Below are 12,926 nucleotides of genomic sequence, written 5' to 3' on the forward strand. Positions count from 1 at the left end.
CGCATTGACTTTGATCTCACCTGCGATGCCAAACGTCTGGCCTGCCCCGTGTGTGGCTTGCTCGATCAAGGCATTCATGACCGACAAAAACGCCAATGGCGGCACTTGGACTTCTTCCAATACGAAGCTTGGCTGCACGCCGAGGTGCCACGCGTGGCCTGCAGCGACTGCGGCAAGACAACACAGGCACAGGTCCCCTGGGCGCGCGAGGGCAGTGGCTTCACTGCATTGTTTGAAGCGCTGGCTTTGTCTTTGTGCCGGGAGCTGCCCGTGCGCCAAGCCGCTGCACTGCTGCGCTGCACCGACAAACAGCTGTGGCGGCGCATTGAACACTACGTGGATGAGGCCCGCTCACTCGACGATATGTCGGCGGTGCGCGTCATCGGCATCGATGAGACCAGCTTGCGCAAGGGTCAAGATTACATCACCGTGGTGCATGACCTTGACAAGAAGCGCCTACTGTTTGCCTGTGAAGGAAGAGACCATCAAACGGTCGTCAACTTTGCGCAAGACCTTCAAGCGCACGGGGGCGAACCAGGGAAAGTCGCGCACGTTTGTCAGGACATGAGCGCAGCCTACGCCAAAGGGGTTGCGCAAGCCTTGACGCAAGCGCAAATCAGTTATGACCGGTTTCATGTGGTGGCGATGGCCAATGAGGCCATGGACGAGGTGCGACGCCACGAGACAAGCACCCAGCCCCAAGCGATCAAGGCTGCATTGGGTGACAACGACCGCAAATTACTCAAGAGTCTGACCTGGGGCATGCGCCGCAATCCTGATGGCTGGAGCGTCAATCAGACCAACGCGATGCACTGGCTGCAGCATTCGACCTTGAGGAGTGCCCGCGCGTGGCGGCTGAAGATGGCGCTGCGTACGGTTTATGCCAATGCGGCCAGGCACAACAACGCGACACAAGCCAAGTCTGAATTGAAGGCGTGGCTGAGTTGGGCCACGCGCTGTCGTCTGGCACCCTTTAAGAAGTTGGCCCGCACGTTAAAGCAGCGCTTGGACGGTGTGGTGCGCGGCATGCTGGACAACCGCAGCAATGCTTATGTGGAGGCCATGAATGGTTTGCTCCAACAGGCTAAACGCGCCGCGCGTGGCTTTAGAACTGCAAGAAACTTTATCGCCATTGCGTATTTGCGGATGTCCAAGCTCAAGCATTTGCCAAGCAACCCGCTGGAGCGGGCTGTGCCCAAGAGCAACGTGCTAATCCACCGCTGCCTTTGATGTCAAGTTCCACACTAAACGACGAGGAGCCAAACACATGCACAGTTTGATCCTAAAAGCAAAGTGGCTAAATCGGTCAAACGCACCCTAGACACATTAGCTCAGGTATTTCCGGATAAAAAACCAGAGTTAGAGCGGTACAACTTAGTGGCCTTGTATGCGGTTATCGCTGAGTTACAACGTGCTTATGCGATTGCTGACGTACTGCCGCAGCTCCGTGATTGGTTCTTGGATTTTGAAGCTCGACGCCGCGCACAAGACGTTATGGATGCAGACACGGCAGAGGCTGAGTGGGTGTCATACAAAGAAAAAATCAGCCACAGCACCGATGCACAAGATTCGATTCGTGCACGACTTGATTTTTTGATGCGCGATCTGCTGTCAAGTTTTCCCAACTTGCCCTTGAAAGACAAGCAACGTGAATTCACCCATTTGCAAAAAATGGCCATTTTTCGCCGTGACCAACAAACCTGCCAAGTCAAGATCAAGTGCGACGGTGTTCGCGTGGTGTGGGATAACTGGCATTGCGACCATAAAGACCCATGGTCAAAAGCTGGACCTACAACGGTAGAGAACGGGCAAGTGGCTTGCCCTGCTTGCAATCTCTCTAAAGGTGCGCAAGTTCCTGTTGCATGATGAATTCCGAAATCGGACGGACGTAACCGTATGACACCACTCAAGCGCGCCCTCATCGAAAAAGCGGGCCACGACCACGGTTTTGAAAACACCGTGTCGGCATCCGGCGCTGCTGTGACTTTGGGTTCGGCCCGCCACCCTGCCAAAGCCGAGGTGTCTTGGCTGTCGCCGGGCTATGCCATGGCCCTTGTGCAAGGCCCGGCCACTTTGCCGCCAGAGTTGGCCCGCAGCTTTGCCGACTGGCCCCGCGCTGGTGATGCTTACGTGGCCACTACCGACGCGCAATTGGCCCAGTGGCTGCAACGGGCAGCTGTGCTGGCCCAGTCGCTGCCCAACCAAGCGGCGGTGGATTTTGATACGCAGGTGCAGCAGGCTTTGGCCGCACTGCCTGCTGCTGACAGCTTCAACACCGAGGTGCAGCGCTTGGTACGCCAGCGTGTGGGGCAAGACCGCTACCGCCAGGCCATGCTTGACTATTGGGGTGGCGCTTGCGCCGTCACGGGGCTGACCTTGGCCCCGGCCCTGCGTGCCAGCCACGCCAAGCCTTGGGCCGACTGCAGCACAGATGCCGAGCGCTTGGATGTTTTCAACGGCTTTTTGCTCAGCGCCAACTTGGATGCGCTGTTTGACAAGTTTTTGATCTCGTTCAGTGATGCGGGTGATTTGCTGATCGGCAGTTCTGTGTCCTTGGCCGATAGACATTTGCTGGGCTTGTCCAATGGGCTCAAGCTGCGTTGGCTTGCGCCTGGGCATGCCCCATATTTGCTGTATCACCGCGACCAGTTCCAAACCGTGAATACTTGGACGGCCTGAAATTCATACCCCTTCCCCCAATGCCCAGGCCTTGGGCCTTGTAGCTGCTGCACGCTGTACATTGGCTGGCGCGCGTTGAGATGCACTCAGACACATTCAAATTTTTGGGACTTTTTTCATGACACTACGTCCATCCACCCCATGCGCCTCAGCTTGGGTACGCACCGCCTGCATGAGTGCGGTGTTCGCCTCTTTGGGGCTTGCCCAAGCAGCCTGGGCACAAAGTACCGATTTGTCAGCCTGCATGTCCGAGTTGCGCCCGGCTGCGCGCACGGGCAAGGTGAGCGACGCCACCTGGGCGCGTCACACGACGGGCCTGCAGGCCGACTTCAGCGTGATCGAGAAGTTGAACTTCCAGCCCGAATTTCGCACCGCCATTTGGGATTACATGTCGGCGCTGGTGGACGAGGAGCGTGTGGCCGATGGCGCGGCGCGTTTGGCCCAGCACCGCCCAGCGCTGGCGCGTGCCGAAGAGCGCTTTGGCGTGGACCCGGCCACGGTGGTGGCGGTCTGGGGCGTGGAGAGCAATTTCGGCCAGACCTTTGGCAAATACCCGCTGGTGCAGGCGCTGGGCACGCTGTCGTGCCACGGACGGCGGCAAAGTTATTTCAGGGGCGAATTTTTTGCGGCGTTGCGCATTTTGCAAGCCGGGCACATCGCGCCCGAGCGTTTTGTAGGTTCGTGGGCGGGGGCGTTTGGCCACACCCAGTTCATGCCCAGCACCTTCGAGCGCCTGGCGGTGGACTTTGACGGCGACGGCCGCGCCGACCTGATGGATAGCAGCGTGGACGCGCTGGGTTCGACCGCCAACTTTTTGGCCCGCGCGGGTTGGCAAACGGGTCTGCCTTGGGGCATTGAGGTCAAGTTGCCAGCAGGCATCTCTTTGGCAGGCGAGGGCCGTCGCAGCAAACGCCCGATGGCCGAATGGACCGAGCGGGGCGTGCTCAGGGTAGACGGCTCAGCCTTGCCTGCCAGCTTGGGCTCGGTCGGTTTGCTGACGCTGGCCGGAGCCAATGGCCCGGCGTTTTTGGTCACGCGCAATTTTGACGCGCTCTACAGTTACAACGCAGCCGAAAGCTATGGACTGGCCATTGCCCACCTGAGCGACCGCCTGCGCGGCGGTGGCCCATTCGCCACGCCCTGGCCCACCGATGACGCAGGCCTGTCACGCGCCGAGCGGCGCGAGTTGCAGGGCTTGCTGACACTGCGCGGCCACGACATTGGCCCTGCGGACGGCATGTTGGGCGACAAATCGCGCGAGGCGATCCGCGCCGAACAAAAGCGCTTGGGGCTAGAGGCCAATGGCCGAGGCGGCCAGAAAGTCCTCAAGGTTTGCGCGGAGGGTGATGGTCGCGGGGTCTGAGCTCACACCTTCAGCGGCAAGTCCATTTGCCTTTTTCCCGTCAAAGCAAACAGCGCATTGCCCACCGCCGGTGCCAGCGGCGGCACTGCAGGTTCGCCCACGCCTGCCGGGTGGCGGGTGCTGGGCACGATGTGGGTCTCCACCGTCGGCGCCTGGCTGAGCGTGACCATGGGGTAGCTTGGAAAATTGCTTTGCTGCACCACGCCGCCCACGATGTCGATTTTGCCGAACAGTGCGGCGCTCAAAGCATAGACCACGCTGCTTTCCATTTGCTGGGCCACCGTGTCCGGGTTGACCACAGTGCCGCAGTCGATGGCACAGACCACGCGGTGCACGCGGATCTGCCCTTGTTCCACCGAGACCTCGGCCACTTGCGCCACGATGGAGCCGAAAGACTTGTGCAACGCAATGCCTTGCGCGCGGCCTGCGGGCATGGGTTTTCCCCAGCCCGCTTTGTCGGCCGCCAGCTGCAGCACAGCGGCGTAGCGCGGCGCGTCTTTCAACAGCTTCAGGCGAAAGGCAAGTGGGTCTTGTTTCGTGGTCCGGGCCAGTTCGTCGATGAAGCTTTCCGAGAAAAAAGCGTTGTGCGAATGGCCCACCGAGCGCCAGAAACCCACGGGCACGCCCGACTTCGTGGCCACATGGCTCATGTGCTGGTTCAAAAAGCCGTAGGGCAGATCGAACAGTCCTTCGGATGTGGTTTTGTCGGGCATGTCGATGGGGCCTGACAGGTGCGGCGCAGCGCGTGCCATCCAGCGCGGGGTGATGGCGTCGCCCGCCGATTTGATGCGCAAGCTGCTGACCTCGCCTTGCGCGTCGATGGACGCTTGGAACATGGCCAGGTGCGTGGGGCGGTAAAAGTCGTGCGTCATGTCTTCTTCGCGCGACCACACCAGTTGCACCGGTGCACCCTTGCAGGCCATGGCCACCTGCACGGCCTGGCCCACAAAGTCGACTTCGAGCCTGCGGCCAAAGCCGCCGCCGAGCAGCGTCACATGCACGGTGACTTGCTCCTCTTTCACACCCGCCACTTTGGCCGCCATGGCGCGGGCCATTTGCGGCACCTGCGTGGGCACCCAGATGTCCACCTTGTTGTCTTTGACCTGCGCTGTGCAGTTCATCGGCTCCATGGTGGCGTGGGCCAGGTAGGGCGCTCCGTACAAGGCTCTGATGCGGCTGACTGCCGTTTGCTCGGCCTTGAGCGGCAGGCCTTGCTCGTGGAAGGTGAAGCCGCTTTCGGTGTTCAGGGCATCAAGCAGGTGGGCCTGGATGCGGACGGTGTCTGCTGCACCTGTTTCAGCTTCGGGCCACTGCACCTTCACGGCTTGTGCGCCTTGGCGGGCCTGCCAGGTGTTGCTGGCCACCACGGCCAAACCGCCTGTGCCGCCGCCCCAAGCGTCCAGCGCCACCACCTGGCTCACGCCCGGCAAGGCCAGCGCGGCCTGGGTGTCCATGGGGGCGGCTGCGCCACCCAGCACCGGGTTCATGCGCACGGCCGCAAACAGCATGCCGGGCAAGCGCACGTCCATGCCGAACTGCGCTTGGCCCATGACTTTGGCCGGGATGTCGTTGCGTGCGGCGCTTTGGCCGATCAGCTTCCAGTCCTGACGGGCTTTGGGGGTGATGTTGGCCGGTGTGCTGCCCGCAGCGGCTGCACCCATTTGGCCGTAATGCGCGCTCTGGCCCGAGGCGTGTTGCATCACGCCATCGCGCACGGTGATCTCGCTGGCGGGCACTTTCCAGGCGGCCGCAGCGGCTTGCACCAGGCTGGCACGTGCGGTGGCTGCGGCCATGCGCAGCGGCTCCCACAGGTCGGCCACCGAAGACGATCCGCCTGTGGCGTTGATGCCCAGCTCGCGGGCAATCTTGCCCACCATCCACTCGGCCAGTTTGATCTTGGCGGGTTTGTGTTCGCCCTCGCTGTCCAGCGGGTGAAAGGGGAGGCTGGCCACCAGCATGGCCACGTTGCCGTAAATGCTGTCGGCACCGGCTTGTTCCAGACGCACGCGGGCGAGGGGCACGTCCAGCTCTTCGGCCACCAGCATGGCCAGCGCGGTGTGCACACCTTGGCCCATCTCGCTGCGCGGCATGGCCAGCACCACCGCGCCATCGGCGGCGATTTTGATCCAGCCGTTCAGGGCCACATCGCCTTGTGTGGGCAGCATCAATTCAGGCGAGCCCAGGCGCGAGCGGGCCGGCATTGCGCCCCAGCCCACCACCAGTGCGCCGGTAGCGCCCAAGGCGCTCAAAATCCAGGTGCGGCGCTTCATGCGGCACCACCTTTCTTCAGTTCAGCCGCAGCGCGGTGGATGGCCGCCCGCACACGCTGGTAAGTGCCGCAGCGGCACAGGTTGGTCATGGCGGCGTCGATGTCGGCGTCGCTGGGCTGGGTTTTTTTGTCCAGCAAAGCGGCAGCGGCCATCAGCATGCCGCTTTGGCAGTAACCGCATTGCGGCACCTGCTCAGCGATCCACGCGGTTTGCAGGGGGTGGGGCTTTTCTGCTGTGCCCAAGGACTCGATGGTTTTGATTGGTTGATTGGCCACAGACGACACGGGCATCACGCACGAGCGCACGGGCTGGCCGTCTACATGCACGGTGCAGGCCCCGCAAGCGGCGATGCCGCAGCCGAATTTGGTGCCCGTAAGCTGAAGTTCATCGCGCAGCACCCAAAGCAGGGGCATGCTCGGGTCGGCGGTGGATGTGCGGCTTTGGCCATTGATGTTCAGTTGCACGGAGTCTCCCGAGAGTGTTGCTGGTGCGAGATGTTAACGACATGCACAAGCGCTTGTATGGTCACAGCCGCAAAGCCCTGTCCAAGTGTTTGGGGTGCCGGACCTTTGAGGTTAATGGTCTAAGACCCCGACGACGGGCGATTGAGCGTGTTTGTTGGGTGCGTGCTGTGGCGCTTAGCGCTCAGATGTCGGACTCTTCGAGTGCCGACCTACAGGGCGGTAGATGATTCCGTGTAGGTTGGTGGTCGAAGACCCCGACATGGGCTTGTCAAAGGCGGTTTTTGTGTTTCACAGTTCGGTGCGCAGCGTCCAGATTTCCGGGAAGAGCACGGTGTCCAGCATCTTGCGCAAATAGCTCACACCGCCGGTGCCCCCGGTGCCGCGCTTGAAGCCGATCACGCGCTCAACCGTGGTCACATGCCGAAAGCGCCACAGGCGGAAAGCGTCTTCCAGATCGGTGAGTTCTTCGCCCAGTTGGTACAGGTCCCAGTGTTGCTTAGGGTCGCGGTAGACCACGAGCCAGGCGTTTTCCACCGCCTCGCTGGCCGGGTAGGGCTGACGCCAGTCGCGCTGGGTGTGGGTGTCAGGCACCTCCAGACCTCGGCGCTGCAACAGGCGCAGGCACTCGTCGTAAAGCGATGGCGCTTCGTAAGCCGCTTGCACGATGGCCGACAGATCAGGGCGATGCGCGTGGGGCTGCAGCATGGCCGCGTTCTTGTTGCCCATCGCAAACTCGATGCAGCGGTATTGCCAGCTTTGAAAGCCACTGGACTGCGCCAGGTAGGGGCGAATGGCGCTGTACTCGGGTGGCGTCATGGTGGCCAGCACGTCCCAGGCGTGTACCAGCTGTTCCATGATGCGACTGACGCGGGCGAGTTTTTTGAAGGCGTCGGGCAATTGGTCTTGCGCAATGCCCGCCATGGCGGCCTTAAGCTCATGCAGCATCAGTTTCATCCACAACTCGCTGGTCTGGTGCTGCACGATGAACAGCATCTCGTTGTGGTCGGGCGAGCGCGGTGTTTGCGCGTTCAGGATGGCGTCGAGCTGCAGGTAGTCGCCGTAACTCATGCGGCCATCAAAGTCGAGCTGGGCTTTTTCATCGTGCACGATGCGCTCGCCTGTGGCATCGCCCGCTGCGGCGCTGGTGCTGGCCGTGTTGGAGGCGGAGGCTGAGGAGAATGGGCAGGAACTCATGACACGTCTTTCAGGTCACGGCGTTCTTTTGCGCAAAACGGGCGTCTTGCCACTCGCCACTTTGCATGACCTGGCACAGGTGTTCTGCGGCCTGCCACACGTCGGCATAGCCCACATACAGCGGCGTGAAACCAAAGCGCAAGATGTCGGGGTGCTGGCCGCCATCGCCCGCCCTGAAGTCGCCAATCACGCCGCGCGCGATCAGGGCTTGCACGATGGCGTAAGCGCCTTCGGTGCGGGTCAGGCTCACTTGTGAGCCGCGCAGGGCTTCTTCGGCCGGTGTGGCGATGCCAAAGCCGTGCCCGTGCAATCGCGTGCGCACCAGCTGCATGAACAGGCCTGTGAGCGCCAGCGACTTTTGGCGCAGCGCGGCCATGCCGCCCAGCACCTCAGCAGCCAAAAAGGCGTCCAGGCCGCAGTCGAGCGCAGTCAGGCTCAAGATGGGTTGGGTGCCGCATTGGTAGCGGGTGATGCCTTGGGCGGGTTGGTAGTCGGGCGTGAAGGCAAAGGGCGCGGCATGGCCCCACCAGCCCGCCAGGGGTTGCCAAAAGCGGTCGGTGTGCTGGGGGCGCACCCACACAAAAGCTGGAGCGCCGGGGCCGCCGTTCAAGTATTTGTAGCCGCAGCCCACCGCAAAGTCGGCCCCTGAGCCTTTCAGGTCGACCGGCACGGCACCGGCGCTGTGCGCCAGGTCCCACACCGTCAAGATGCCTTGGGCGTGGGCTATGGCGGTGATGGCCTGCATGTTGTGCATGGCGCCAGTGCGGTAGTTCACATGGGTGAGCATCAGCACCGCCACATCGGCTTGCAAGGCGGCCACCAGGTCTTCTGCCTCGACCAGTTGCAGTGAGTAGCCGCGTTCCTTGCACAAGGCCTCTGCGATGTACAGGTCGGTAGGGAAGTTGCTGCGTTCGCTGACGATTTTGGTTTTGTGCGGGTGGTCGGCTTTGGCAATGTGCAGCGCTGCGGCCAGCACTTTGAACAGGTTGATTGAGGTGCTGTCCGCCGCGATCACTTCGCCCGGCTGGGCACCGATGACGCGGGCGATCTTGTCGCCCACGCGCTGGGGCAGGTTGAACCAGCCTGCGCTGTTCCAGCTTTTGATCAGGTCGGTGCCCCATTCGTGTGTCACGGCATGGGCCACGCGGGCAGGGACTGTTTTGGGCAACACGCCGAGCGAGTTGCCGTCCAAATAAATCACGCCGGGCGGCAAATCGAATTGCTGGCGCAGGCTGCGCAGCGGGTCTTGCAAATCAAGCAGTTCGCAGTCTTGCAAGGTGGGGGTGAGGTTCATCATGGGCTTGTCTTTCAAAGAGTGTTTCAAAGTTCGCGCAAGACCGCACGCACGGGGCTGGCGTCGGCGGTCATGAGTTTCAGGGGCAGGGCGATCAGCTCGTAATCGCCTTCGGGTACGTCGTCGAGCAGCAGGTTTTCCAACACGCGCAAGCCGCGCTGTCTGACCGCCTGGTGGCTGGGCAAGGCTTTGCTGTCGGCCGGGTCGATGCTGGCGCTGTCGGTGCCGATCAGCAGCACGCCCAAGTCGGCCAGGTGCTGCACGCAGGCGGGGTCAAAGGCGGTGAGTTGGGTGTCGAAGTGTTGGCTCGGAAACTGGCGGTAGGTGCGCACCAGCAGCCGTTCGGGCACGTCGTTCAGGGCGCGCTGCAAGTGGGCGATGGTGATCAAGAAGGGGCCAGCATCGATGGCGTGGATGACGCGGCAGCGGCCCAGAAAGGGCAGCAGGTCCAAAGCGCCCACGGCCGCGCCTTGCGGGTCATAGTGCAGCGGCGCATCGGCATGTGCGCCCACATGGGGCGACAGGGTGATGGCGCTCACGTTCACGGGGCAGGTGTCCGACAGCGTGGCGGCCCATTGCTGCTTGTAGGGCGTGTCGCCCGGAAAGACCGGACTTTGCGCATCGACAGGTGGGGAAATATCCCAAAGTTTTTTCATGGTGTGCGAAGGTAGCACCGCCCAAAAAACCGTGGTGTCGGTTATTTCCAACACCCGTGAAAAAGACTTCAGACGTTCAGCGCGGGCAGGCAATGGCGTCGACGCGCTTGCTCGCAAGCTGGGCTGCCTTCTTCAAACTCGCGGCAAGGCGAGGGTCGCCATTCGTAGATGCCGCAAATGGCTTTTTCGCCCGTTTTGCCATAGAGCGCGGCGCAGCGCGGCGGGCTGTGGTCCGTGCCGCGCATGCGGCAGGTGTGCTCGGTGATCGGCGAGGCCAAGCCCGCAGGCACATCGCCGCCGCCTTCTTCGTATTCGTAAACGGAAAAGTCCACCCGAAAGCTGACGCAGCAAGCGCCGCAGCTGGTGCATTGGCTCATGGGGTCAACACGTCACTGATTGAATTTTTGTCACTGCGAGGAACGAAGTGACGCGGCAGTCCAGTGCGGTGGCCGTGCGGGCGATGATGTTTTGCAAGACGCCGTTGCTGGATGGCCACGCTTCGCTCGCCATGACGGTGTTGGGTAGCGATGGTGACTGTGCTGGACATGCTTTGCTGTTTTTTGTGTCACTGCGAGGAAACAATAGAAGCGGCAGTCCAATGTGGTGGCCCTGCAGACGATGATGTTTTGCAAGATGCCGATGCTGGATGGCCGCGCTTCGCTCGGCATTACTGCTGAAGTGGATTGGCATGACAACTGACGTGGATCAACGCTCGGCACGATGCTGATGATTTCACGCCACCTTGCCCAACAGCAAAAACTCCATGAGTGCTTTTTGCACATGCATGCGGTTTTCGGCTTCGTCCCAGACCACCGATTGCGGGCCGTCGATGACTTCGGCGCTGACTTCTTCGCCCCGGTGCGCCGGCAGGCAGTGCATGAACAGGGCGTCGGGCTTGGCCACTTGCATCATGGCAACGTCTACGCACCAGTCGGCAAAGGCTTTTTTGCGGGCTTCGTTTTCGGCCTCAAAGCCCATGCTGGTCCAAACGTCGGTGGTGACCAGGTCAGCGCCTCGGCAGGCGTCTTCGGGGTCTTTGAAGATTTTGTAGCTTTCGGCGCTGCGCAAACCGGCCACGGCCTGGTCCACTTCGTAGCCGCTGGGCGTGCTCAGGTGCACCGTAAAACCCAGCAATTCGGCCGCCTGCAGCCAGGTGTTGGCCATGTTGTTGCCGTCACCCACCCAAGCCACAGTTTTCCCCTGAATGGAGCCCCGGTGCTCGATGTAGGTGAAGATGTCGGCCAGGATCTGGCAGGGGTGGAACTCGTTGGTGAGGCCGTTGATGACCGGCACGCGTGAGTGCGAGGCAAAGCGAACGATTTTGTCTTGACCGTAGGTGCGGATCATGACGATGTCGGTCATGCGGCTGATCACGCGGGCGCTGTCTTCGATGGGCTCGGAGCGGCCCAGCTGGCTGTCGCCCGTGGTCAGGTGCACCACCGAGCCGCCCAGTTGGTACATGCCCGCCTCAAAGCTCACGCGGGTGCGGGTGCTGGCTTTTTCGAAAATCATGGCCAGCGTCCGGTCGGCCAGCGGGTGGTACTTTTCGTAGGCCTTGAACTTGCGCTTGATCTCGGCCGCGCGGGCAAACAGGTGAGCGTATTCGTCAGCGCTCAGGTCGGTGAACTGCAGGTAATGTCGGATGGTATTTTGCTGTGGCGTGCTCATGCTTGTTCTGCCAAAAACGCTTTGATCAGCGGCAACAGGATGCCCAGCACTTCGTCGGCCTCTGCGGTGGTCATGATCAATGGGGGCAAGAGGCGCACCACGGTGTCGGCGGTCACGTTGATGATGAGGCCCGCATCGGCGGCTTGCTTGAGCAGGACACCGCAAGGGCGATCGAATTCGATGCCGATCATCAGGCCCTGACCACGGATTTCCTTGATGCCTTGGAGGCCGCCCAATGCGGCGGTCAATTGGTCGTGAAAGTGCGTGCCCAGGCGTGCGGCGTTGTCCAGCAGACCATCTTTTTCCATGATGCGGATGGTTTCCACACCGGCACGCATGGCCAGCGGATTGCCACCAAAAGTGGTGCCGTGGTTGCCGGGCTGGAAGATGTTGGCGGCCTTGGGGCCAGCCACCACAGCGCCAATCGGCACGCCCGAGCCCAGGCCCTTGGCCAGCGGCATGACGTCGGGCACGATGCCTGCCCACTGGTGGGCAAACCATTTGCCGGTGCGGCCAATGCCGCACTGCACTTCGTCGATCATCAAAAGCCAGTCTTGTTGGTCGCACAAGGCGCGCACGTCGCGCAAGTAGTCGGCTCGCATGGGGTTGACCCCGCCTTCGCCCTGGATGGTTTCAAAAAACACGGCGACCACATCGGGGTCATTGACGGTGGCTTTCTTCAAGGCCTCGATGTCGTTGAGGGGCACCCGTACAAAACCTTCGAGCATGGGGCCAAAGCCCTGTTGCAGTTTCACATTGGCCGTGGCGCTGAGGGTGGCGATGCTGCGGCCGTGGAAGGCTTTTTCGTAGACGACGATCTTGGGGTTCTTGATGCCCTTGTCGTGGCCGAACTTGCGCGCCAGTTTGATGGCTGCTTCGTTGGCTTCCAGACCCGAATTGCAGAAAAACACATTGGTCATGCCCGACAACTCAACCAACTTGGCCGCTAGCACTTCGGCGTTGGGCACATGGAAATAGTTGCAGCTGTGGATGATCTTGCCGATCTGGTCCTGCAGTGCGGGCGCGAATTCTGGGTGGTTGTGGCCCAGCGTGTTCACAGCGATGCCTGCGAGCGCATCGAGGTACTGCTTGCCATTGACGTCCCAGACTCGGCAACCCTGACCATGGCTGAGTGCAATCGGCAGTCGGCCATAGGTGTTCATGGTGTGCGGTGAGGCGGCTTCAATGAAAGCGGACATGCGTGAACTCCAGAAATAAAAATCGGCCCAACGAAAGTGCGGGCCGCTGAAACGAGATTTTAGAGGCAGAAATACCCGCTTGGTCTGAGTCATGTCAACTTGGCTTTTGCTGCTGATCCTGCGGCTTCAAGTCTTATAT

At 61.4% G+C, this 12,926-nt stretch carries 12 protein-coding genes; 4 read left to right on the plus strand and 8 right to left on the minus strand.

Annotated elements, in window-relative coordinates; translation table 11 throughout:
- The 4 genes from H663_RS29975 to H663_RS29990 all read left to right on the plus strand — a co-directional run.
- Nucleotides 1-1,230: ISL3 family transposase (locus tag H663_RS29975; protein WP_116695849.1), on the plus strand; the 1,230-nt coding region annotated here is incomplete at its 5' end.
- A gap of 63 nt (nucleotides 1,231-1,293) precedes the next feature.
- On the plus strand, nucleotides 1,294-1,866 hold the full coding sequence (locus H663_RS41305) for an HNH endonuclease (protein ID WP_133240001.1): 573 nt from the start codon (nucleotides 1,294-1,296) through the stop codon (nucleotides 1,864-1,866).
- Nucleotides 1,867-1,896: 30 nt separating this feature from the next.
- The gene (locus H663_RS29985) at nucleotides 1,897-2,679 is read left to right on the plus strand and encodes an HNH endonuclease (RefSeq protein WP_053174023.1); all 783 of its coding nucleotides are present in this window, start codon (nucleotides 1,897-1,899) and stop codon (nucleotides 2,677-2,679) included.
- 118 nt (nucleotides 2,680-2,797) lie between these two features.
- On the plus strand, nucleotides 2,798-4,042 hold the full coding sequence (locus H663_RS29990) for a lytic murein transglycosylase (protein ID WP_116695850.1): 1,245 nt from the start codon (nucleotides 2,798-2,800) through the stop codon (nucleotides 4,040-4,042).
- Between the two features lie 2 nt (nucleotides 4,043-4,044).
- Here H663_RS29990 and H663_RS29995 read toward each other — a convergent pair whose 3' ends face one another.
- The 8 genes from H663_RS29995 to H663_RS30030 form a co-directional block, all read right to left on the minus strand.
- Nucleotides 4,045-6,312: a xanthine dehydrogenase family protein molybdopterin-binding subunit gene (locus H663_RS29995; protein WP_053174029.1), complete on the minus strand. Its 2,268-nt coding sequence runs from the start codon at nucleotides 6,310-6,312 to the stop codon at nucleotides 4,045-4,047.
- On the minus strand, nucleotides 6,309-6,776 hold the full coding sequence (locus H663_RS30000; protein WP_053174032.1) for a (2Fe-2S)-binding protein: 468 nt from the start codon (nucleotides 6,774-6,776) through the stop codon (nucleotides 6,309-6,311). The genes H663_RS29995 and H663_RS30000 overlap by 4 nt, the downstream gene beginning before the upstream one ends.
- A 288-nt stretch (nucleotides 6,777-7,064) precedes the next feature.
- Nucleotides 7,065-7,970, minus strand: a complete 906-nt coding sequence (gene kynA / locus H663_RS30005; protein ID WP_053174034.1) for a tryptophan 2,3-dioxygenase — start codon at nucleotides 7,968-7,970, stop codon at nucleotides 7,065-7,067.
- Between the two features lie 10 nt (nucleotides 7,971-7,980).
- A complete protein-coding gene (kynU, locus tag H663_RS30010) occupies nucleotides 7,981-9,267 on the minus strand; it encodes a kynureninase (protein WP_205872712.1) in 1,287 nt (428 codons plus the stop codon).
- Nucleotides 9,268-9,290: 23 nt separating this feature from the next.
- On the minus strand, nucleotides 9,291-9,920 hold the full coding sequence (kynB, locus tag H663_RS30015) for an arylformamidase (RefSeq protein WP_053176742.1): 630 nt from the start codon (nucleotides 9,918-9,920) through the stop codon (nucleotides 9,291-9,293).
- 68 nt (nucleotides 9,921-9,988) lie between these two features.
- Entirely contained in the window at nucleotides 9,989-10,297 is a 309-nt protein-coding gene (locus tag H663_RS30020) for a YkgJ family cysteine cluster protein (protein ID WP_053174037.1), read from the minus strand.
- Between the two features lie 355 nt (nucleotides 10,298-10,652).
- Nucleotides 10,653-11,588: an ornithine carbamoyltransferase gene (gene argF / locus H663_RS30025; RefSeq protein ID WP_053174039.1), complete on the minus strand. Its 936-nt coding sequence runs from the start codon at nucleotides 11,586-11,588 to the stop codon at nucleotides 10,653-10,655.
- On the minus strand, nucleotides 11,585-12,787 hold the full coding sequence (locus H663_RS30030; RefSeq protein ID WP_053174041.1) for an aspartate aminotransferase family protein: 1,203 nt from the start codon (nucleotides 12,785-12,787) through the stop codon (nucleotides 11,585-11,587). The genes argF and H663_RS30030 overlap by 4 nt, the downstream gene beginning before the upstream one ends.
- Between the last annotated feature and the right edge of the window lie 139 nt (nucleotides 12,788-12,926).

The organism is Limnohabitans planktonicus II-D5, assembly GCF_001270065.2.
Classification (GTDB): Bacteria; Pseudomonadota; Gammaproteobacteria; order Burkholderiales; family Burkholderiaceae_C; genus Limnohabitans_A; species Limnohabitans_A planktonicus.